Below are 20,033 nucleotides of genomic sequence, written 5' to 3'. Positions count from 1 at the left end.
TGAGGGCACGCCGATTGGGCCTGGAAGAGCGGCGATCCGACCCGAACGGGACCGCCTGACGCTATTCGGCATCATTAAACCGCAGACGCGTGGTCCGCATAACCCCCACCAGTCAAACCGCGCCCGACACGCCGATCACACCCGGAACCGGCGTCCGGAACGCCGCGGTGTGACGTCCCGACATCGCTTGGGTCGGGCGCCTCGCTGCTACGCGCCGACGATGACGGTCGACACGGTCCGACCCGGCGAGAGCTCTACTTCCTCCGTGCCGTACGGCGTGGAGATCCGGTAGCTTCCGGCGAAGCCGTGCACCGTGACGCCGCCCGCGGCATCCGTCCTGAGCTGTGTGCGCGGGTACCACCACTCGTCGCGGATGAGGGCGCGCAGCGCGTCGTAGGCGGGCTTGCGCGTGCCGTCGCGCCGGAGCAGCCCCGCGGGAGCGCCGAGCCACGCCCCGTGATCGGTGATGCCCCAGTACGTGAGGGACTCGACCGCCGGGTGGGCGACGACGTTGCGGTAGTGGCGCACGATCTCGTCCGCCTGTCGCACCTCGCCCTCCGGGGTGGACGGCCACGACTCGACCACGTAGTCGTTGAGGTCGACGATCTCCCGGGGCATGAGCTCCCCCGACAGCAGGGTCGTCTCCGTCAGCTGGAGCGGCAGACCGAACCGCGAGAAGCGTTCGAGCACGTTCCAGACGCGCTCTTCGCCACGGTATCCCTGATGCATGTGCGTCTGCAGACCGAGCGCATCGATCCGGATGCCGGCGGCAAGGCATTCCTCGATGAGTCGTTCGTAGTCCTCGGACAGATCGAAGTCGTTGAGCACCAGACGAGAACCGGGGTTCGCCGCGCGTGCCTCCTCGAAGGCCAGCTGGATCATCGCGATTCGGCCTTTGCGCTGGGCAAGCCGCGTGACCGCGTTCTCCTCGGCCGTGAACACGGGAAGGATGACGGCCTCGTTGATCGCATCCCACTGGTCCACCGCACCCGTGAATGCAGTGACCTCCCGCCGTATGCGGTTGCGGATGACCGCCTCGACCTCCGCGTCGTCGAGCCCGAGCAGCCACTCAGGGGCGAGGGTGTGCCAGAGAAGCGGATGGCCCTTCACCGTCACGTCGTGAGCCTTGAACCACTCCGCCGTCCGCAGCAGACGCGTCGTCTCGGGCTGCCCCCGCACCGGTTCGAAACCCCGCCAGTAGAACACCAGCGTGACCGTGTTGAAGAGCGTCAGCCACGCATCCGCCAGGGCTTCCGGCTGCGGTGGCGCGTCTCCGCCGAGAATCTCGGAGGCGCGGCCGTCACCCGAACGGGGCGGTCCGCCGAGCCAGTCCACGAAGTCGAATCCGATGTTCCCGAACCCGAATGCGTGACGCGTCTGCTCCACCGTCACGGACGACCGCTCCAGCGGGCTGCCGGACGCGTCGACGAGCAGAAGCTGTGCATCCGCAAGGCGGTGAGTGAGCTCAGGCATGACAAGAAACCTCCCACACCCCAGTCTTGTCGCCGGCGGATGAAGAGGCACCGGTCACAGAGCCGAAAAGCGTGATTCCCGTCACCTTCGGGTGCAGACAACCCCTACGCATTGACCGAGGTCGTTCTTGAAGGCGACGTTTCCGCCGAGGTCGATGGCCCCGGGAGCATCGATCCCGTATCCGCCGTTCTTCGTCGCGATATTGCCGCCGACTTCTACGCCGGCGATTCGGGCCGATATACCCGACCCCGAGTTGTTCGTCAGAACGTTGCCGACGGCCCGCGAGCCTTCAGCGGTCAGCGGCGGATCGCCGGGGAACGGCTCCGACCTGGTGAATTCGACGCCGACCTCGCCGTGCTTGAAGGTGTTGCCCTCGACGATCATGGGGACGTTTCCGCGCAGCGCGATTCCGGTTCGCAGGAAGGTGTTGCCCTTGATGATCGATACACCGTCCGACCCGATGGGCGAGCTGATGTCGCCGAGAACACCATTCGGCATGTCCGAGAATCTGTTCCCTGTCAGGGTCACACCACCCCAGTAGCCGCTGATGGGTTGAGCGAAGTTCTTGACCACGCTGTTGCTGATGGTGATTCCGGTCTCGCTCACGGAGCCGGGCCGCCCCGCGCCCTTGCCGTCCAGCTTGGAGGAGTCGATGAGCACCTGGCCCAATGCAGTTGTGCTGAAAGGGCTCTGCACGAGGGTCGAGTTCGTGATCGTCGCGCCGGCGTAGAACAGATCGATGGGAGAACGCGTCAGCCTCGACTCGGAGATTTCAAGGTTGCCGTCGAGTTGGCCCGAGATGCCGGAGTCCACGGCGGTCACGTGCGTCATCTGCAACGCAGCGCCACCGGAAAGGAGGTGGATGAGAGGCGCCTTCTGGAGCTTTACGTCGGCGACGACATGCGGCGGGCGCATCGGACTCGCCTCCGCGAAGCGGAGTCCGGTCGCCCAATTCTCGATGGTGCCGTTGCGAACCGTGTTCCCGCCGTCGGAGAGAAAATCCGTCTGCACGCCGACGCCGGAGCCCGACCCGATCAGGCTGTGGCCGCCCAGGTCCAACGTGACGTTCGTGCCGAGAATGAGTCCATCACCGGAAGGACAGTACAAGTCTGCGGTAAGGGTCACATCTGTCGTGACCGTGCTGCCGCACGTCACTCCCGGCTCCGCCGCCTGCGCGCCTCCCGCTACGAAGACAGAGAACAGCATCGCCGTCGGGAGGGCGAAGGAAATGATCGCTCTTCGACTCGCCCTTGGCTGGCGGTGGGCATCTCGGGGCGCAGTGGCATTCGGCGTCGTCAGAGTCATCGTCGTCCCCTTGCGATTCACGTGGCTGAGAGCACGACCGAGCGACGCGCTCACTTGCGGCCGCAGACGACGCCGACGCACTGACCGAGGTCGTTGTTGAAGGCGACGTTCCCACCGAGGTCGACGGCGCCGGGAGCGTAGATCCCGTATCCGCCGTTGTTCTTCGCGGTATTGCCGCCCACCTCGAGGCCGGGGAGTTCGGTCGTGATCCCCGATCCCGTGTGGTTCATGATGACGTTGCCCACGGCCCGCGACCCCTCAGCGGTGTGCGGCGGATCCCCGGGGAACGGCTCAGCCCTGGTGAACTCGACCGCGACCTCGCCGTGCTTGAAGGTGTTGTTCTCCACGATCATCGGGACGTTTCCGCGGAGCGCGACTCCGGTCCGGAGAAAGGTGTTGTCCGTGATGGTCGACACAGCCTCGGACGCGAAGTAACTGACGTCGCCCAGAACACCGTCGGGCATGTCGGAGAACTTGTTGCCCGTGAGCGTCACACCACCCCAGAAGCCCCCAATGGGCTCCGCGAAATTCTTGACGGCGCTGTTGGTGATGGTGATTCCCGTCTCGCTCATTGATCCGGGAGAGCCCGCGCCTTTCCCGTCCAGCGTGGAGGAGTCGATGATCACTTGGCCGCGCGCTGTCGTGCTGACATGACTCTGCACGAGGGTCGACTTCACGATCGTCGCGCTGGCGTAGAACAAATTCACGGGAGAACGCGTGAATCTCGACTCCGAGATCGCGAGGTCGCCGCCGAGTTGGCCGTAGACGGTCGAATCGTCAGCAGTGACCCGCGTCATCTGCAGCGCCGTGCCGTTCGTCGGGCCGTGGATGAGCAGCGCGTTGCGGAGGACCACGTCGATGACGACATACGGTGTGCGGGTCGGGCTTTCCTCCTGGAGTTGGACCCCGGTCGCCCAGTTCTCGATCGTCCCGTTGCGAATGGTGTTTCCGCCTTCGGAAGGAAAGGTCGTCTGCACTCCGACGCCGGAGCCGGATCCGATCAGGCTGTGGCCACCCAGATCCAACGTCACGTTCGAGCCGAGGATGAGTCCATCCCCGGATGGGCAGAAGAGGTCCGCGGTGAGGGTCACATCCGTTGTGATGGTGCTGCCGCAGGTGGCCACCGGCTCCGCTGCCTGCGCGCTCCCCTCGAGCGCGACTGAGAGCAGCAGTGCGACCGGGAGCACGCATGCGGCGATCGCCCGACGGCTCGGTTTTTGTGAGTCACCGATCGTCGGGTGCGCGGTCATGTCGGCCTTCCTGGTCATCGTGGTCCCCTCGCGTTGCGAGGCGCATCGAGCATGAGGGGTGGCGCCGCATTCACTTGCGGGCGCAGACGACGCCGACGCATTGACCGAGCGCATTGCCGGATGCGACGTTCCCACCGAGGTCGACGGCTCCGGGAGCATAGATCCCGTATCCGCCGTTGTTCTTAGCGGTGTTGCCGCCCACCTCGAGACCCGGGAGTTCGGTCAGAATCCCCGATCCCGTGTTGTTCACCAGAACGTTGCCGACGGCCCGCGATCGATCGGCGGTCTGCGGCGGATTGCCGGGCAGCGGGTCCGACATCGTGAACTCGACGCCTACATCACCCTGCCTGAACGTGTTGTTCTCGACCACCATGGGGACGTTCCCGCGTAGGGCCACACCGCTGCGGATGAAGGTGTTGCCTGTAATGCCCGAAACTCCATCCGACTCGATGCCCGAGGTGATGCTGCCCAGTACGCCGTTCGGCATGTCCGAGAATTTGTTGCCGGTGAGGGTCACCCCGCCCCAGAAGCCGCTGATGGGCTGAGCGTAATTCTTGACGACGCTGTCAGTGATGGTGATGACGGTTTCGCTGACGTAGCCCAACGCTGCTGTCCCTTTGCCGTCCAGCTTGGACGAGTCGATGCTCAATTCACCCCCCGCCGTCGTGCTGACGAAGGTCTCGACGAGCTTCGAATTCGTGATCGTTGCGGAGGCGAAGAACACCTCGACCGGCGAACGCGTCAATGAGGAATCGGATATGGCAAGGTCACCGCCGAGCTCGCCACGGATCGGCGAATCCACGGCAGTGACTCGCGTCAGCTGCAAGGTCGTGCCATTGGTGAAGTAGTTGCCGACCGGGGCATTGATGAGGACCAGGTCGGTGGCGACGTAGGGGATGGGGTTCGGCTCGATACCCATGAGCCGGATCCCGATCGCCCAATTCTCGATCGTGCCGTTGCGAATGGTGTTCCCACCCTCGAACGGGAATTCCGAGGACACCCCCACTCCCGAGTCCGACCCGATGAGGCTGTGGCCGCCCAGATCCAGCGTGACCTTCGAGCCGAGGATGAGTCCATCGCCGGACGGACAATACAGGTCCGCCGTGAGGGTCACGTCGGTCGTGACGGTGCTGCCGCACGTCACCCCCGGCTCTGCTGCTCGCGCGCTCCCCCCGAGCGCGACGGAGAGCAGCAGCGCTGCCGGGAGGACGTACGCCGCAGTCGCTATGCGACTCGCTTTACTCGGCTCACCGATCGATCGGCGCGCGGTCGTATCCAGCTTCAGAGTCATCGTCGTCCCCTTGCGGTGCGAGTCGCATAGTGCGTGATCGGGACACCATGCAGATATCGTCCCGAATCCCCAGTCGCGCGACTATGCCGCACATCATAGTCCTCGTGACCGCCGTGGCAAGGGGCAGTTCACTGGCCGCCGAGCACCCTTTCCACACCGAGGCCGGCGAGCCGTTCCGGATCTGCGAGCACGTGGAGCCCGATGATCCGGTCCTCGTCGACGTCGAACGCCATCAGCGACACGACACGGCCCGCGAGAACCGCGGCCACCCCAGGCAGGCCGCCGATGAGAACAGGGGTGGAGTGCGCGGCGAGGCGCCCCGCGAGAGCCGCCTGGGCGACGATGTCTCGTGCGCCCTCGATCGTGCGCGTTCCCGTGCCGTAGTCCGCCTGCAGCACGGCGCTGTCGTCGAGGAGCGCGAGCAGCGCCGCGAGGTCGCCTCCCTGTGCGGCGGCCAGCCAGGCTTCCACCACCCGCCTCGACTGACGCGTCACGGGCTGTCGCGGGCGTGAAACCGGCGCGTCCCGCAGCCGGCGGCGGGCTCGGGATGCGAGCTGTCGGGCGGCCTCCGGACTCTTCTCGAGCACGGCGGCGACCTCGTCGAACGGCTGCCCGAACACGTCGTGCAGGACGAATGCGATCCGCTCCGAGGGCGCCAGCGTGTCGAGCACGACCATGAGAGCGACGTTGACGCGGTCGGCGGCGGCGACGACATCTGCCGGATCGGAACCCGTCGCAACCGGCTCGTCGCGCCACGGTTCGACCTGCCAAGAGCGCTCGCGCGACCGGCGGGGAGCGCGCAGCATGTCGAGACTCACACGAGAGATCACCGTTGTCAGCCAGGCACCGATATTGCGGATGTCGTCTGTGTCCACTCGCTCGAGGCGCAGCCAGGTCTCCTGCACCGCATCGTCGGCGTCGGCATCCGATCCGAGGATCTGCCTGGCGATGGCACGCAGCCGCGGCCTCTCCTCCTCGAAACGCCTGGCGAGGATCCTCTCGTCGGTCATGTCACATCTCCTCGGTGTGGATCGTCACTGAGTCGACGAGCGCGCCGAGCGGTGTGTGACACGAAAGGACGAAGACCATGAACGAAACTATCCTCGTGACCGGCGGCACCGGTGTCATCGGTCGACGCGTGGTCCCGCTGCTGGGGGCGGCGGGACGCGAAGTTCGGGTGCTCAGCCGCCGCGGCGGAACCGACGCGCCTGGGGTGCACCACGTGATCGGCGACACTCTTCGAGGAGAGGGGCTGGATGCCGCGTTCGGCGGTGCATCGACCGTGTTGCATCTCGCAGGCGCCGCGAAGGGGGATGACGTCGCCGCGCGGCATGTCATCGAGGCCGCCGAGCGCGCGGGTACCGGGCACCTCGTGCTCATCTCGGTGACCGGAGCCGGCGCCGTGCCGATCGGCTATGTGCGCATGAAGGCAGCGTCCGAGCGCATCGTGCACGAGTCGGCCGTGCCGTACACGATCATCCGGGTGGCACAGCTGCACAGCCTGCTGCTGCCGGTCGTGGCCAAGCTCGCGGTCATGCGTCTCGCGCCTGCGGACGTGCGCCTCGAGCCGATCGACGGCGACGCCGTCGCGGCCCGGTTGGCCGAGTTGACGCTGAGTCCCCCTGCGGGAAGGGTGGCCGACCTCGCAGGCCCCGAGATCCTGAGCGTCGCCGACCTCGTCAAGCAGTACAACGCCACCCTCGGGCGGCACCGACGGGTGCTCGGGATGCCGCTGCCCGGAGCGCTCCGACGCGCATACCGCTCGGGAGCCAACCTGGCGGGCGATCCCGTTGATCGACGAGGCAGGACATGGCGAGAGTTCCTCGCCGGAAGCGAAGTATGTACGAATCGGCATGCGTCCGATCCGGAGTCGGTCCTCGATCGCCCTAGCGGTCGCGGCCAGGTTGAGGGCAACCTGGGAGGGTGATCTGCGATGGATGAGGCCGTCGCCAGGCTGCTGAAGAGCGACGACCCCGCGGTGCGGTGGCGGGTTCGCCGGCTCATCCTCGGTGAGCCGGCGGATGGGGCCGGTGTGCGTGCGCTCCAGGACGAAGTGCGCCGCTCGCCCCGGGCTCGAGCGATCCTGCGTTCCGCCGCGGGCCTGCATCCCTATGCGAAGTGGCGGGGTGCGCACTGGGCGCTGCTCGCACTCGCAGCGATCGGCTACCCACCCGCGGACTCGGACGTATTCCCGTTGCGGGATGCGGTGCTCGACCACTGGCTGACCGCTCGGTACCTGCGCGACCGTGACGTTTCCCGTGTCACCAAGGCCACGGGTGAGGCCGCGGTGCCGCGGGTGGACGGCCGCTCGCGCCGATGCGCGTCGCAGCAGGGCGGAGCGCTCCTCGCGGTGGTGCGGCTCGGCGTGGACGACGGCCGTGCGGAGCTGCTTGCGGGACGGCTGCGCGACTGGCAGTGGCCCGATGGCGGCTGGAACTGCGATCGGCGACCGTCCACGACCATGTCGTCGGTGAACGAGACGCTGCTGCCGATGAGGGGGCTGCTCGCGTTCGCGGATGCGACCGGCGACCGACAGGCCCGTGAGACGGCGCTGTCGGCGGCCGAGGTCTTCCTGTGCCGCCGGGTGGCCTGGCGTCGTACGGCCCCCGCGCCGATTGCGCCGGACGTGATGAAGCTGCACTTTCCCGTCTATTGGCACTACGACGCGCTGGCGGGTTTGATCGGTCTGGCCGAGGCCGGCCTGCTGGGGGACCCGCGCTGCGAGGACGCGCTCGGGTACCTGGAGTCCCGCCGCCTACCGGACGGCGGATGGAGCGCCGATGCCCGCTATTGGCGCACGGCGGACCACGGCTCGAACACCGAGTCGGTGTCCTGGGGACCGACCTCGTCGAAAGCATCCAACGAGTGGGTCACCTGCGACGCCCTCACCGTCCTCACAGCGGCCGGCCGTGTCTGACCTCGCCTCGGTTCATCGAAGAGGGCGTCACGTCGTGCGCTCCTGACTCGCTTTCCTGCATCCGATGCGAAAAGCTCGTGGCGTCGAGAGGAGGCGGCATGGCGGGCGAACTCCGGAAGCTGGTGGCCGACGAGATCCAGGCGCGGAGCGGCATCCTGCGGCTCGATCCCGCCTGGGTGGCGAGGGACTGGCTGCCGCCCGGACGCCGGCTCGGGCTGCCCGCGGAGGAGTACGACCTCGGCGAGCGCGGGTACGTCTGCGAGCGGTGGCTGGCCTCGACGACCAAGGCCGACAACGTCGTCGGACCGGACGACGAAGGGATCAGCTCCATCCGCACGACCGGAGGAGCGCGTATCAACCTGGCTGAGGCCGTCGCTGCGTGCGGCGATCTGATTCTCGGGTCGGACTACTCCACGACCCACGCCGGCCTCGGCCGTCTGGCCAAGATCTTCGACTACGCCGTGCGGATCCCGCTTCACATCCACCCGCCCCTGGAGTTCGCGCGCCGCGCCGGACGCAACTCGAAGGACGAGGCGTACTACTTCCCACCCGGTGTCGATATGGGACCGCACCCGGAGTCGTTCCTCGGAGTGCACCCCTCGCTTCACCGCGACCGGCTGTGGGGCGAGCTGGTGGACGCTGTCCGCGAGTGGAACGACGACCGTGTGCTTCGTCACTCGCCCGCCTACGTGCAGGTGCCGGAGGAGGGGTTCTTCATCCCCTCGGGGGTGCTGCACGCGCCAGGCACGGCGCTCACGATCGAGTTGCAGGAGGACTCCGACTCCATGGCGATGTTCCAGGCGCTCAACGCCGGCGCGATCATCAGCAAGCGGCTCCTGACCAAGGATGTCAGCGAGGCGGACCTCGCCGAACACGGTGAGACGGCGCCCCTGCACTGGATCGACTGGGACGCGAACATCGACCCGTCCTTCTACGACAACCACCGCCTTGTTCCGCTGCCCTTGCGGGACGAACCGGCGGCGAGCGAGGTGTGGATCTTCTACGGGTCGCCGAAGTTCTGCGGCAAGCGGCTCACCCTCGAGCCCGGTGCGCGGTATCGGTCGCGGGAGAACGGGGTCTTCAGTCTCTTCATCTGGCGCGGCGTCGGCACGATCGGCGGAGTGGATGTCATCGGCGAGAGTCATGACCGGGACGAGCTGCTCGTCGTGCATGACCGCGCCGTCGACGAGCTCGAGTACGTCAACACCGGCACGGAGCCCCTCGTGGTACTCAAGATGTTCGGGCCCGACCTGTGTCCCGATGCGCCGTCCCTGCCGCGCCGGCGCTTCTGAGTCGGGCCGAACGGCCCCGTCGGTCAGGATGGTAGGTTTCAGGAACGCGATCGGGCGGTCGACATCCGGAACGTCGCTACACGGTGGCACAGCACCCGCAGACACCACCGACCACCAGGAGTCTTCATGTCCGACAGCCTCGCCCCCCGACCCGAGACGGACGGCTGGGCGAGCACGGATGGCACTGCGACGCGCCGCATCCAGCTGACGCTGCACAAGCCGTGGTTCGCTCTCTACGCCCGCGTCAGGCCGACGCTCGTGATCCAGGGGCGGGGCCAGCCGGCCCAGTGGGGCGTCGGCACATGGCAGCTCCCGTCCGATGAGACGGTGGTGGTCGGTGTCTTCCTCTTCAACCGGCTGTGGCGTTTCGGGCAGGCCGAATTCGCGCTCCAACCGGTGCACGCGCCGTCTCTCGTGTACCAGGCGCCGCCTCTGCCCTTCCTTCGCGGCCGGATTCGTCTCCGCACGGGCCCGCGCACCGGCTAGCGACTCGGCTCGCCGTGGCCTCTGGCTGATCGCCGCGACCGCACGTACACGATGATGCCGGGAGGGAGCGTCGTCGCGATGCCTGCCGACTTGCTCGACTCCGCTGGGATAGGGGCTGAGACCGACTCCCTTCGCCCAGAGTGACCCGGGGGGTCACCGCGGACGGGTCGAGGCGCGCGGGATGAGGGTCGGCAATGCCTTCCGCACCGCGCCCGCGCCGCCTCCTGTGTCGGATTGCAGCAGCTCGAACGCCGTCGTCGCGATCTGATCGAACGGCACTCTCACGGAGCTCAGGGGCACCGGCAGCCTGCTCGCGAGAGGGATGTCGTTGTAGCCGACGACGGACACGTCGGCTCCGATCCGCAGTCCGGCGGTGTTCGCCGCCGCGAGCACGCCGAGTGCGATGTTGTCGTTCGCCGCGAACACCGCTGTGGGGGCGTCACCGGTCCGGAACAACGCATCTCCGGCGGCGACTCCATCGTCCACTCCGTATCCCCCTGCGATCACCCTGCCGGGAGGCGGTTCCCACCCCGCCTCGGTCGTCGCCCGGAGTGCGCCTGCCAGGCGGGCACGCGCGCTCGAGGTGAAGTCGGGCCCGGTGACGACGGCGATGTCGCGGTGTCCGAGATCCACGAGGTGGCGGACTGCGAGATAGCCGCCCATCTCGTCGTCACCCAGGGATGACGGGCTGACTCCGTCGCTGCGCAGGACGAGGACGTGCGGGATGCCGCGATCTCTCAGCGAAGCGGGAAGCAGGTCCCCGAGGCGGGCGGTCGCGAGGATGACCGCATCCACCCCTCGGTCGAGCAGCGTCTCGGTCGCGCGTCGCTCCTCGTCTGGTTCATCACCGGAGGTGGCGACTACCGCAAAGTACCCGCGAGTGCGGGCGGCGCGCTCCAGTGCCTCGAACATCAGCGCCATGACCGTATCGGTGAGCCGCGGCACGAGCACGCCGATCGTTCCGGTCGCACCTCGGCGCAGACCCGACGCCGCGGCATTCCGGCGGTAGCCCAGTGCGTCGGCTGTCTGGCGCACGCGCTCGGCGGTCGATGACCGGGACTGGGGGATCCGATCGTCCAGGATCCGGCTGACGGTGGAGATGCTGACACCGGATGCCTCGGCCACCTCGCGCAGGGTCACCGCACGTCGCTCGATCCGCTCCGCCACGGCCGCCCCCGATCGTTCTCTGGCCGAGTCTATTCCGGCCTGCAGCGCTCCCAAACGCTGCTCGAAGAGCTCGCGACCCGAAATCGAGGTTGACATGAGCACCATGCTAGCGGCATACTTGCAATCGTTCCTGCAAACGTTCCCGCAATCGTTCCTGATTCGGGACTCAACGAAGAGATGAAGAGGAGACAGAAATGACTCTCGACCTCCGCGGCCTGAACCCCGCCCCTGTGACGCCCTTCACCGAATCCGGCGATGTCGACTACGACGCGATCGAGCGACTCGGCTCCTGGCTCGGATCGATCGACGGGGTGAAGAGCCTCGTCGTCCTCGGCCACGCCGGCGAAGGCACGTTCCTCACCGACGAGGAACAGCTCGACGTCATCCGCGCCTTCGTCGCATCCACCGATGGTCGGGTGCCGGTCATCGCCGGCATCACCAAGGAGGGCAACAAGACGGCCGCGCTCGAAGCGAAGGCCGCCGTCGAGGCCGGCGCGACCGCCGGGCTCGTGTACCCATCCCACGGCTGGCTGCGATTCGGATACCAGAAGGGGGCGCCGCAGTCCCGGTATCAGGAGATCTACGACGAGTCGGGCCTTCCGTTGATCCTGTTCCAGTACCCGGACAACACCAAGGCCACGTACGACCTCGACACCCAGCTCGAGATCGCAGGGCAGCCAGGCGTCTTCGCCACCAAGAACGGCGTTCGCAACATGCGGCGCTGGTACACCGAGATCCCCGCCCTGCGTGCCGCGTACCCGGACCTTCAGATCCTCTCCTGCCACGACGAATACCTGCTTCCGACGATGTTCGACGTCGACGGACTGCTGGTGGGATACGGCAACATCGCTCCCGAGCCCCTGATCGAGCTCATCGCCGCCGGCAAGGCGAAGGACTACGAAGCCGCCCACGCGATCCACGAGCGGCTCCTGCCCGTGACGAAGAACGTGTACCACCGCGGGTCCCACATGGAGGGCACCGTCGCCCTCAAGTGGGGTCTCGTCAGCCGCGGCATCCTCGAACACGCAACCGTGCGCACGCCTCTCCTGCCGCTGCCCGACGGCGCGTCCGCCGAGATCGCCGCTGCGTTCGCGTCGGCCGGGCTCGGCAAGGTCACCGTCGACGCCTGACCGCACCACGGGTGGCGATCGCGCAACGCGGTCGCCACCCTCAACCCCCCGCCGCTCGGCGGCACAACAAGTCGAAAAAGACTCCCCGCGGCATCGCCGCCCTCCAACGAAGGAGACCCCACCGATGAGCGAGCGCACCGCCGCCCGGCACACGTCCACCACCCCCGGCACTGGCTACGGCCGAGTCTCGACTGACACAATGCGGAGCATCGTCGAGTCACGCAGGAAGCGCCGCACCTTCTGGCAGCAGCTCGGGCTGATCGGCCCGGCATTCGTCGCGGGTGCATGGCAGTTCGGCCCCGGAAACCTCACCACGGCTGTTCAGGCCGGGAGCGGATACCAGTACGCGCTCATCTGGGTCATCGTCATCTCGACGATCCTGATGATCTTCCTCACCGATATGAGCGTGCGCCTCGGCATCAAGTCACCCGTGTCCCTGATCGCATCGATCAAGGATCACCTCGGAAGGTGGGTGGGCGTCGCCGCCGGCATCGGCATCTTCCTCATCACCCTCTGCTTCTCGGTGGGCAACGCCGTCGGGTCCGGGCTCGGCCTGTCGATGCTGTTCGGCGGAAACCCCATCATGTGGACCGTGATCTGCACCGTCGCGGTTGCGGCGCTGCTGCTGCTGCGCAACGTGTATCGGGTCATCGAGAAGGTGCTCGTCGGCATCGTCGCACTGATGGCGATCGCATTCGTCGCTTCAGCGTTCATCGCCAACCCCGACTGGGCGGCCGCCGCCTCCGGATTGCTGCCGACCGTGCCGGACGGTTCCTGGCTGCTGATCGTCGCGCTCGTCGGCACGAACTTCTCCATCAACGCCGCCTTCTACACCTCTTACGGCACCAAGGAGCGCGGACGCACCGAGGACGACTACCGCGACGTCACCGTCGTCGACACGATTCCCGGCATCATCGCGCCGGGCATCATGACCGCGCTCGTCATCATCGTGGCCGCCGCGGTACTCGGCAAGACCGGCGAAGCGGCACCGACAATCGTCGCCCTCGCCGGCATCTTCGAGCCCCTCGCCGGACCCATCGGATCGACGGTGTTCGCGCTCGGGTTCTTCGGGGCGGCGTTCTCGTCCATGATCGCCAACGCGACCGCGGGTGGCACCATGCTCGCCGACGGGCTCGGACGAGGAGCGTCATCCAGCTCGATCACCGCCAAGATCGTCAGCGGCAGCATCCTCGCCTTCGGCATCCTCGTCACTCTCATCTTCCAGGCCTCGCCGATTCAACTCATCGTCATCGCCCAGGCGCTCACCATCTTCGTCGCCCCCGTCCTGGCTGCCCTGATCCTGGTCATGGCCAATCGCACTTCACTCATGGGCGCGATGCGCAACAAGTGGTGGCAGAACGTCGCCGGGATCATCGGGCTCGTGGCCGTGCTCGCCCTCTCCATCCGGCTGCTCTTCACGCTGATCGGAGGGTGAGGGCCGAACGCAGAAGCGCGGCGGGGGCCATCCGGCCACCCGCCGCGCTGTGCTGTGCTGTCCGTGCGCACGCTGCGAAGGCATTGCCGCCTCCGCGGGAGCGGAGCCGGCAATGCCGTCAGCGTTCCCCGACGAGAGCGGAGCCCTTCACCAGCGACCGGACGTTCTCCTGCAGCCCGAGCGCAGCGTCGTGAATCTGCTGCAGGCTGCGGGACACGAAGAAGTACTCCGCCGGCGTGGTCCAGCCGGGCTGCTCCCAGATCGGGATGAGCTCGTCGAGAGTGACGTCGTCGAGGAGTGCCTTGAAGGCCTGCTGGGTGTCTCTCAGCTGGACGTGGAGCTTCTCGATGTGCACATCGAAGTCGATGTCGGCCGTGTTGGTCATGGTTTCCTCCTCATTGATGGACGACGGCGATTGCCATCACAGCAAGGAGGGCGCGCACGGGCGCAGTGATACCGATCCGGGCTGTCGAAGCCGCAAAGAGGCGCTTGTGACCTGGGTCAGATCACGCGAACGTAGGTGCGCTCGGGGATGCGGCCATAGCCATCGGTCACGGTGAGGGTCAGCGCACCGGCGACGGCGGCGACCGCGGTTGCGGAGAGGAGAACGAGGAGCGCGACCATTGTCGAACCTTTCAGAAGTGAAGTACGTCGATGTGTTCAAGCCCCGTTGCTTCTTTCGACTCTTCCATTGTGGCGCCTCGGAAACTTCAGCACAATCGAATGATTCTGCATGATGGATGTAGGTTCGCTACATGGACGTTCGCCGCCTCGATCTTCTCCGCGAGCTCGCCGAACGCGGCAGCGTCACCGCCGTCGCCCAAGCCGCGCACCGCACGCCATCCGCGGTCTCGCAGCAGCTCAAGGTGCTCGAGCGGGAGGCCGGAGTGCCCCTCACCGAGCGCAGCGGCCGCGGCATCCAGCTCACCAGCGCAGGCTATGCGCTGGCCAGAAGCGCGACCGACGTCGCGGTGGCGCTCGCGCGCGCGACCGCCGTGTGGGACGAATTCCGCAACCACCCGAGCGGCGAGGTGCGGCTGGCCACGTTCCCGTCGGCGGGCCAGGTGCTGCTTCCGGGAGTCCTTCGAGACGTGGCGCTCATTCCCGGCCTTGTGGTGCTGTGCTCGGACGGCGACGCGGAGCTGCTCGACTTCCCGTCGCTCACCGCGGACTTCGACATCGTGCTGGCGCACTCCCTCAAGGGCGCGCGGGCATGGAGCGGTCGTGGCCTTCGGGCCGTGCCGCTGATGACCGAGCCCCTCGACATCGCGCTTCCGCGGGATCACCGTTTGGCGGGCAGGAGCTACCTCACCCCGGCCGATGTCGTGGACGAGCCGTGGATCGGGGTGCCCGTCGGATTCCCTTTCGAGCGCATCCTGCACGACATCGAGCAGGTGGCCGGACGCCGCGCCACCGTGTACCAGCGCATCAGCGACCTCCGCATGGTGGAGGCGTTCGTCGCAGCAGACCTCGGGATCTCCGTCATCCCCCGCTACACCTCGGGCGGTATCGACCCGAGTCGGGTGATTTTGAAGCCACTGCGGGGGGTGGATGCGGAGCGCGACATCGTCGCCCTTCTTCGCCCGGACGTCGCAGAGCGCCTCGCCGTCCGGAACGTCCTCTCGATCGTGCGCCGGCGGGCCGCCGAGATCGAGGCGGCGCACGCCGGACAGCGTCAATGAGCCGGATGCCTGTCGCCGGCCGTTCCGGATAAGCGCTCGATGAGTCGCGCAGACCCCGTCATGCGCAGAGCGACACACCGACACGGCAGCGCCGCTTCGACAGGCGTGATGCTCAGATGCAAGGATCGAACGTATGACGGTGCGCATCATTCACGTGGGCCTCGGCGGCTGGGGCGGCAACTGGGCTCGTACCGTCGTCCCCTCGGTTCCCTCGGTCGATGTCGTCGGGATCGTCGACCCGCACGGGCCGACGCTCGAGTCCGTCGCCGCGGACATCGGGGTGGCCGCCGACGTTTCGTTCGGATCGCTGGGCGACGCTCTGGCCGCGGTCGACGCCGACGCCGTGGTCATCACTTCTCCCGTCGCGACCCACGTCCCGCTCGCCCTGACGGCGCTCGAAGCGGGCAAGCATGTGCTCGTCGAGAAGCCCCTCGCCAACACCGTCGAGGAGGCGCGTACCGCCGCCGCTCGGGCGGAGGAGCTGGGGCTGATCCTGCAGGTCAGCCAGAACTACCGTAACTATCCCGCCCCGCGGACCGTGCGCAACCTCTTGGCGAACGGCGTTCTGGGCGAGCTGACCGCGATCAACATCGACTTCCGCAAGTGGGACAATGACGCGCCCAAAGAGACCCACCGGCACTACGCATTCCCGCATCCGCTGATCAACGACATGGCGATCCATCACTTCGACCTCCTGCGCATGATCACCGGGCACGAGGCCGTGAGCGTGTTCGCGAAGGTCGGCGACCCGTCATTCAGCAAGTACGACGAGGAAGCGTCCGCCGTCATCACGATCGAGATGGAAGACGGCCTGGTCGTCAGCTATCGCGGCAGCTGGCTCAGCCGAGGTCTCGAGACGGCGTGGGCGGGCGAGTGGAGCATCCAGGGCGAGCAGGGCGAGCTCTTCTTCACCTCCCGTGCGGGCGGTGAGGTGGAGGATGCCTCCGGCGACGTCGTGACGATCCGCCGTCCCGGCCGGATCCGGGCGAAGAAGGTGCCGCTGGAACCCGCCGACATGGTCGACCGTGTCGCGGGTCTGGAGATCTTCGCCCGAGCGGTGGCGCGAGGGGACGTCCCGGAGAGCACGGGCCGCGAAAATCTCGGCAGCCTGGCCCTCATGGAGGCGGCTGCACGCTCCGCGGCATCAGGGCGGGTCGAAGCGGTTCAGCGGCCGTGATGAATTACCGGACAGACAGAGAGGTTCGACCATGACTGCTTCCGCCCTTCGCGTGCTCGTCTGGAACGAGAACATCCACGAGACGACCGGCGACGAGAGAGCGATCGCCAACTACCCTGACGGTATCCACACCGTCATCGCCGATGGTCTGCGCTCTCACCTCGGCCCAGACGCCGAGGTGTCGACGGCCACCCTGCAGCAGCCCGAGCACGGCCTGACTCAGGAGGTCATCGACCACACCGATGTGCTGCTGTGGTGGGGCCACGTGGGACACGACAAGGTCGAGGACGAGGTGGTCGAGCGCGTGCACCAGGCGGTCCTCGGCGGCATGGGCATCCTGGTGCTGCACTCCGGGCACTATTCCAAGATCTTCAAGCGGCTCATGGGCACCTCCTGCTCGCTGAAGTGGCGCAGCGACGGCGAGCGCGAGCTCGTCTGGACGATCGCGCCGCGGCATCCGATCGCCGAAGGCGTTCCGCACCCCATCCACATCCCGAAGCAGGAGATGTACGGCGAGTACTTCGACATCCCCGAACCGGAAGAGACCGTCTTCCTCTCGACCTTCGAGGCCGGGGAGGTGTTCCGCTCCGGGGTGACGTACACGCGCGGATTCGGACGCGTCTTCTACTTCTCCCCCGGAGACCAGGATTTCCCGGTGTACCACCACTCGGACGTGCAGCGTGTTCTCGCCAACGGTGTGCGCTGGGCGGCTCCAGGCGGCGCGCGGCGCACCCTGACCGCCGACTACCACGCCCCCGGCTGGTATCAGTCGTAGGGATCCGAACGCGCCGCAGCGTGGCTGCGTCCTTCCGCGCGACCCCCGGTGGAGCGACGTTCGACCGCTCCACCGAAATCACGCCGAACGCCGGCGGCAAGGGGGGCCCTGCGGGAACCCCTATAGACAGGGCCACGCTGAACGCGCTCCGGCAGCGTTGACTCTCACTGTCGGCCTCCGCGGCCGGCAGCAAGGACGGAAGAATGAAGAACGCACACCTCGGCGGCCTGGAGGTCTCCCGCATCGGCCTCGGCGCCATGACGATGGCCGGCACTTACACGTCGGAAGGCGCCCTGGACGACGCGGAATCCATCCGCACGATCCATCGCGCGATCGACCTGGGGGTCACCCACATCGACACGGCCGAGATCTACGGCCCGTACCTCAGCGAGCAGATCGTCGGCAACGCGCTTCGGGGCCGCCGCGATCAGGTCAGGATCGCCACGAAGTTCGGGCTCGTCTCCCATTCCGGAGGCGGCCCGGGGGTCACCGACAGCAGCGCCGCGAACATCAGGGCAGCGGTCGAGGGATCACTCCGGCGCCTCGGCACGGATCACATCGACCTCTACTACCAGCACCGCGTCGACTCACGCACGCCGATCGAAGAGAGCGCGGGAGCGGTGGCGGAACTGATCGCAGAAGGAAAGGTGCTGCACTTCGGGCTCTCGGAGGCGTCGGCAACGACCATCCGCCGCGCCCACGCGGTCCGGCCCGTCACCGCGCTCCAGACCGAGTACTCGCTCTGGACGCGCGACGTGGAGGCGGAGATCCTCCCGGTGCTTCGAGAACTCGGCATCGGCTTCGTGCCGTACTCGCCTCTCGGTCACGGCCTGCTCACCGGCCGGATACGGACGGTGGATGATTTCCCCGACGACGACTGGCGCAAGACCAACCCGCGGTTCATCGGCGAGAACTTCGCCCGCAACCTTCGCATCGTCGACGAGGTGCGAGCGATCGGAGCCGAGATCGGTGCCACTCCCGCCCAGACGGCGCTCGCATGGATCTTGACCAGGGGTGATGACATCGCGCCCATCCCGGGCACCCGTCGCGTCGAGCGCGTAGAGGAGAACACCGCCGCTGACGCGATCGATTTGACACCGTCTCAGATCGACCGGTTGAACGCGCTGGAGCCGGCTGCGGGAGCGCGACACGACGACTCGAACATGCAGTCGATCGATCGCTGATCCGTCAGCTACCCGCTTCCGCTTCGACGCCTCGCCGCCGACCTGTCAGCAGTCCGCGCAGTTCGGGGAAGGCGAGGACGGCGAGAACGGCCGCGGCGGCGGCGGCGATCGCGGCCGCGAGATTCGCGGCCTGCAGACCCGCTTCGGCGGCTGCGAGCGCTGTGCCCCCTGCCTGGAGGACGTCGGCGCGGCGGGCGGCGTCGAGTGCCCCGAAGACCGCGATCCCGATCGCCCCACCGATCTGGGCCGTCGAAGACGCGAGGCCGGAACTGACGCCCGAGTTGCGGGCGGCGATGCCTTCGGCGATGACGAGGGTGGTCGGGGTGAAGCTGAAGGCGACGCCCGCGGCGGCGATGACGAGCGCCGGCAGGATGCGCAGCACGTACGAGTCGCCGTTGTCGACCGTGGCGAGCAGAAGGTGCGCAACGGTCAGCAGGAGGAGTCCGAGAACCGCCACTCTCTGGGGTCCGAGCCTCTGCAGAGCCGTCGGCAGCACGAGGATGCTGATCGCGAATCCCGCCAGCGACGTGGGGAGCATGGCCAGACCGGCGATCCCCGGCCCGTACTCGAGGACCTGCTGAAGGAGCAGGGCGACCAGCACGAAACATGCGACCCGGGATGCCCCGCCGAGAAGGTTCACCCCCACCCCACCGCCGACCCGGGCGTCGCGGAGCAGGCGCGTGGGCAGGATGGGGTCGGCCGCCCGCTGCTCGAGCAGACCGAACCCGATCAGGCACGCGACGGCGACGGCAGCCGCACCGACGACCTCTACCGAGAGCAGCCCGCTGTGCGGCGCGGACAGCACTCCGAACACCACGGCGACGGCCGCGCCGGTGACCAGCGTCGCGCCGGTGGCGTCGAACGGGCGACGCGCCCCCCTGGGTCCCGGGGGAAGGAGCACCCAGCCCGCAACGCCGATGGCGCCCGCGACCGCTCCGGTCACGAAGAGCACGCTCTGCCAGCCGAATGCCGCCGTGAGGAGTCCGCCGACGGTGACGCCGGCCGCTCCCCCTACGGTGGACGCGGCACCCCAGCCGCTCATCGCCCGCGCCCGGCCCGGGCCGGTGAAGCGCGCGAGGATGACCGACATGGCGGCCGGGCTCAGCATCGCCGCGCCGACGCCCTGCACCAGCCGTGCGGCGATCAGCACGGCGTCGGTTGTCGCGAACCCGCCTAGGAAGGAGCCGGCGACGAGCACGCCGGCGCCGAGGAGAAACATCGGACGCCGCCCGAAGACGTCCGCGGCGCGACCCGAGATCAGCAGGAGGCCGCCGAAGGTGAGGAAGTACGCGTTCAGCACCCACGCGGTTCCCACCGGCGAAAGGTCGAGTTCGGTCGCGATCGACGGCAGCGCGACGTTCAGGATGCTGGAGTCGAGCATCACCACGAACTGCGCCGAGACCAGTGTGAGAACCAGCGGCAGGGTACGGGTGTCACGCATCTGCAATCGCCTCCAGTACCGGGAGCCC

General features: G+C 67.6%; 19 protein-coding genes. 10 read left to right on the top strand and 9 right to left on the bottom strand.

Going from position 1 to position 20,033, the window contains the following annotated elements; genetic code table 11:
* Positions 1-207 precede the first annotated feature (207 nt).
* The 5 genes from ACLQ2Q_RS18095 to ACLQ2Q_RS18075 form a co-directional block, all read right to left on the bottom strand.
* Positions 208-1,473, bottom strand: coding sequence for an endo-1,4-beta-xylanase (locus ACLQ2Q_RS18095; RefSeq protein ID WP_425822457.1), 1,266 nt, complete (start codon positions 1,471-1,473; stop codon positions 208-210).
* A gap of 81 nt (positions 1,474-1,554) precedes the next feature.
* The gene (locus ACLQ2Q_RS18090; RefSeq protein WP_425822455.1) at positions 1,555-2,679 is read right to left on the bottom strand and encodes a right-handed parallel beta-helix repeat-containing protein; all 1,125 of its coding nucleotides are present in this window, start codon (positions 2,677-2,679) and stop codon (positions 1,555-1,557) included.
* A gap of 149 nt (positions 2,680-2,828) precedes the next feature.
* Positions 2,829-4,046, bottom strand: a complete 1,218-nt coding sequence (locus ACLQ2Q_RS18085) for a right-handed parallel beta-helix repeat-containing protein (RefSeq protein ID WP_425822453.1) — start codon at positions 4,044-4,046, stop codon at positions 2,829-2,831.
* A gap of 52 nt (positions 4,047-4,098) precedes the next feature.
* Positions 4,099-5,319, bottom strand: coding sequence for a right-handed parallel beta-helix repeat-containing protein (locus ACLQ2Q_RS18080; RefSeq protein WP_425822451.1), 1,221 nt, complete (start codon positions 5,317-5,319; stop codon positions 4,099-4,101).
* Between the two features lie 128 nt (positions 5,320-5,447).
* On the bottom strand, positions 5,448-6,329 hold the full coding sequence (locus tag ACLQ2Q_RS18075) for a sigma-70 family RNA polymerase sigma factor (protein ID WP_425822449.1): 882 nt from the start codon (positions 6,327-6,329) through the stop codon (positions 5,448-5,450).
* A 77-nt stretch (positions 6,330-6,406) separates the two neighbouring features.
* Here ACLQ2Q_RS18075 and ACLQ2Q_RS18070 point away from each other — a divergent pair, with 77 nt between their 5' ends.
* The 4 genes from ACLQ2Q_RS18070 (at position 6,407) to ACLQ2Q_RS18055 (ending at position 10,014) form a co-directional block, all read left to right on the top strand.
* The gene (locus tag ACLQ2Q_RS18070; protein WP_425822447.1) at positions 6,407-7,246 is read left to right on the top strand and encodes an SDR family oxidoreductase; all 840 of its coding nucleotides are present in this window, start codon (positions 6,407-6,409) and stop codon (positions 7,244-7,246) included.
* Between the two features lie 6 nt (positions 7,247-7,252).
* Positions 7,253-8,236, top strand: coding sequence for a hypothetical protein (locus ACLQ2Q_RS18065; RefSeq protein ID WP_425822445.1), 984 nt, complete (start codon positions 7,253-7,255; stop codon positions 8,234-8,236).
* Between the two features lie 98 nt (positions 8,237-8,334).
* The gene (locus ACLQ2Q_RS18060) at positions 8,335-9,528 is read left to right on the top strand and encodes a hypothetical protein (protein ID WP_425822443.1); all 1,194 of its coding nucleotides are present in this window, start codon (positions 8,335-8,337) and stop codon (positions 9,526-9,528) included.
* Positions 9,529-9,654: 126 nt separating this feature from the next.
* Entirely contained in the window at positions 9,655-10,014 is a 360-nt protein-coding gene (locus ACLQ2Q_RS18055) for a hypothetical protein (RefSeq protein ID WP_425822441.1), read from the top strand.
* A 153-nt stretch (positions 10,015-10,167) separates the two neighbouring features.
* Here ACLQ2Q_RS18055 and ACLQ2Q_RS18050 read toward each other — a convergent pair whose 3' ends face one another.
* The gene (locus ACLQ2Q_RS18050; protein WP_425822439.1) at positions 10,168-11,277 is read right to left on the bottom strand and encodes a LacI family DNA-binding transcriptional regulator; all 1,110 of its coding nucleotides are present in this window, start codon (positions 11,275-11,277) and stop codon (positions 10,168-10,170) included.
* A 98-nt stretch (positions 11,278-11,375) separates the two neighbouring features.
* Here ACLQ2Q_RS18050 and ACLQ2Q_RS18045 point away from each other — a divergent pair, with 98 nt between their 5' ends.
* Together ACLQ2Q_RS18045 and ACLQ2Q_RS18040 are read left to right on the top strand one after the other, a co-directional pair.
* Positions 11,376-12,311 carry a dihydrodipicolinate synthase family protein gene (locus tag ACLQ2Q_RS18045; RefSeq protein WP_425822437.1) on the top strand — a complete coding sequence of 312 codons (936 nt, stop codon included), beginning with the start codon at positions 11,376-11,378 and terminating at the stop codon, positions 12,309-12,311.
* A gap of 124 nt (positions 12,312-12,435) precedes the next feature.
* A complete protein-coding gene (locus tag ACLQ2Q_RS18040) occupies positions 12,436-13,746 on the top strand; it encodes an Nramp family divalent metal transporter (protein WP_425822435.1) in 1,311 nt (436 codons plus the stop codon).
* A gap of 118 nt (positions 13,747-13,864) precedes the next feature.
* Here ACLQ2Q_RS18040 and ACLQ2Q_RS18035 read toward each other — a convergent pair whose 3' ends face one another.
* Together ACLQ2Q_RS18035 and ACLQ2Q_RS18030 are read right to left on the bottom strand one after the other, a co-directional pair.
* Positions 13,865-14,131 (bottom strand): hypothetical protein, encoded by a 267-nt coding sequence (locus ACLQ2Q_RS18035; RefSeq protein ID WP_425822433.1) that lies wholly within the window; start codon positions 14,129-14,131, stop codon positions 13,865-13,867.
* 116 nt (positions 14,132-14,247) lie between these two features.
* Entirely contained in the window at positions 14,248-14,370 is a 123-nt protein-coding gene (locus ACLQ2Q_RS18030) for a hypothetical protein (RefSeq protein WP_425822431.1), read from the bottom strand.
* A gap of 131 nt (positions 14,371-14,501) precedes the next feature.
* On the opposite strand from ACLQ2Q_RS18030, the gene ACLQ2Q_RS18025 reads away from it, so the two are divergent.
* The 4 genes from ACLQ2Q_RS18025 (at position 14,502) to ACLQ2Q_RS18010 (ending at position 18,564) form a co-directional block, all read left to right on the top strand.
* Positions 14,502-15,428 carry a LysR family transcriptional regulator gene (locus tag ACLQ2Q_RS18025; protein WP_425822429.1) on the top strand — a complete coding sequence of 309 codons (927 nt, stop codon included), beginning with the start codon at positions 14,502-14,504 and terminating at the stop codon, positions 15,426-15,428.
* A gap of 133 nt (positions 15,429-15,561) precedes the next feature.
* Positions 15,562-16,605 carry a Gfo/Idh/MocA family protein gene (locus tag ACLQ2Q_RS18020; protein ID WP_425822427.1) on the top strand — a complete coding sequence of 348 codons (1,044 nt, stop codon included), beginning with the start codon at positions 15,562-15,564 and terminating at the stop codon, positions 16,603-16,605.
* A 31-nt stretch (positions 16,606-16,636) separates the two neighbouring features.
* Positions 16,637-17,380: a ThuA domain-containing protein gene (locus ACLQ2Q_RS18015; protein ID WP_425822425.1), complete on the top strand. Its 744-nt coding sequence runs from the start codon at positions 16,637-16,639 to the stop codon at positions 17,378-17,380.
* 203 nt (positions 17,381-17,583) lie between these two features.
* Entirely contained in the window at positions 17,584-18,564 is a 981-nt protein-coding gene (locus ACLQ2Q_RS18010; protein WP_425822423.1) for an aldo/keto reductase, read from the top strand.
* 4 nt (positions 18,565-18,568) lie between these two features.
* On the opposite strand, the gene ACLQ2Q_RS18005 is transcribed toward ACLQ2Q_RS18010, so the two are convergent.
* On the bottom strand, positions 18,569-20,005 hold the full coding sequence (locus tag ACLQ2Q_RS18005) for an MFS transporter (RefSeq protein ID WP_425822421.1): 1,437 nt from the start codon (positions 20,003-20,005) through the stop codon (positions 18,569-18,571).
* Positions 20,006-20,033 lie beyond the last annotated feature (28 nt).

Source organism: Microbacterium sp. DT81.1 (assembly GCF_049844955.1).
GTDB lineage: Bacteria > Actinomycetota > Actinomycetes > Actinomycetales > Microbacteriaceae > Microbacterium.
This window is presented reverse-complemented; position numbering and strand designations above follow the sequence as displayed.

What these genes read in the sequence shown, in the direction of transcription:
- ACLQ2Q_RS18020 (WP_425822427.1), top strand. Translation starts at nt 15,562, where the DNA reads ATGACGGTGCGCATCATTCACGTGGGCCTCGGCGGCTGGGGCGGCAAC.
- ACLQ2Q_RS18090 (WP_425822455.1), bottom strand. Translation starts at nt 2,679, where the DNA reads ATGCTGTTCTCTGTCTTCGTAGCGGGAGGCGCGCAGGCGGCGGAGCCG.
- ACLQ2Q_RS18080 (WP_425822451.1), bottom strand. Translation starts at nt 5,319, where the DNA reads ATGACTCTGAAGCTGGATACGACCGCGCGCCGATCGATCGGTGAGCCG.
- ACLQ2Q_RS18095 (WP_425822457.1), bottom strand. Translation starts at nt 1,473, where the DNA reads ATGCCTGAGCTCACTCACCGCCTTGCGGATGCACAGCTTCTGCTCGTC.
- ACLQ2Q_RS18010 (WP_425822423.1), top strand. Translation starts at nt 17,584, where the DNA reads ATGAAGAACGCACACCTCGGCGGCCTGGAGGTCTCCCGCATCGGCCTC.
- ACLQ2Q_RS18085 (WP_425822453.1), bottom strand. Translation starts at nt 4,046, where the DNA reads ATGACCAGGAAGGCCGACATGACCGCGCACCCGACGATCGGTGACTCA.
- ACLQ2Q_RS18040 (WP_425822435.1), top strand. Translation starts at nt 12,436, where the DNA reads ATGAGCGAGCGCACCGCCGCCCGGCACACGTCCACCACCCCCGGCACT.
- ACLQ2Q_RS18050 (WP_425822439.1), bottom strand. Translation starts at nt 11,277, where the DNA reads ATGTCAACCTCGATTTCGGGTCGCGAGCTCTTCGAGCAGCGTTTGGGA.
- ACLQ2Q_RS18045 (WP_425822437.1), top strand. Translation starts at nt 11,376, where the DNA reads ATGACTCTCGACCTCCGCGGCCTGAACCCCGCCCCTGTGACGCCCTTC.
- ACLQ2Q_RS18005 (WP_425822421.1), bottom strand. Translation starts at nt 20,005, where the DNA reads ATGCGTGACACCCGTACCCTGCCGCTGGTTCTCACACTGGTCTCGGCG.
- ACLQ2Q_RS18060 (WP_425822443.1), top strand. Translation starts at nt 8,335, where the DNA reads ATGGCGGGCGAACTCCGGAAGCTGGTGGCCGACGAGATCCAGGCGCGG.
- ACLQ2Q_RS18065 (WP_425822445.1), top strand. Translation starts at nt 7,253, where the DNA reads ATGGATGAGGCCGTCGCCAGGCTGCTGAAGAGCGACGACCCCGCGGTG.
- ACLQ2Q_RS18055 (WP_425822441.1), top strand. Translation starts at nt 9,655, where the DNA reads ATGTCCGACAGCCTCGCCCCCCGACCCGAGACGGACGGCTGGGCGAGC.
- ACLQ2Q_RS18035 (WP_425822433.1), bottom strand. Translation starts at nt 14,131, where the DNA reads ATGACCAACACGGCCGACATCGACTTCGATGTGCACATCGAGAAGCTC.
- ACLQ2Q_RS18075 (WP_425822449.1), bottom strand. Translation starts at nt 6,329, where the DNA reads ATGACCGACGAGAGGATCCTCGCCAGGCGTTTCGAGGAGGAGAGGCCG.
- ACLQ2Q_RS18030 (WP_425822431.1), bottom strand. Translation starts at nt 14,370, where the DNA reads ATGGTCGCGCTCCTCGTTCTCCTCTCCGCAACCGCGGTCGCCGCCGTC.
- ACLQ2Q_RS18025 (WP_425822429.1), top strand. Translation starts at nt 14,502, where the DNA reads ATGGACGTTCGCCGCCTCGATCTTCTCCGCGAGCTCGCCGAACGCGGC.
- ACLQ2Q_RS18070 (WP_425822447.1), top strand. Translation starts at nt 6,407, where the DNA reads ATGAACGAAACTATCCTCGTGACCGGCGGCACCGGTGTCATCGGTCGA.
- ACLQ2Q_RS18015 (WP_425822425.1), top strand. Translation starts at nt 16,637, where the DNA reads ATGACTGCTTCCGCCCTTCGCGTGCTCGTCTGGAACGAGAACATCCAC.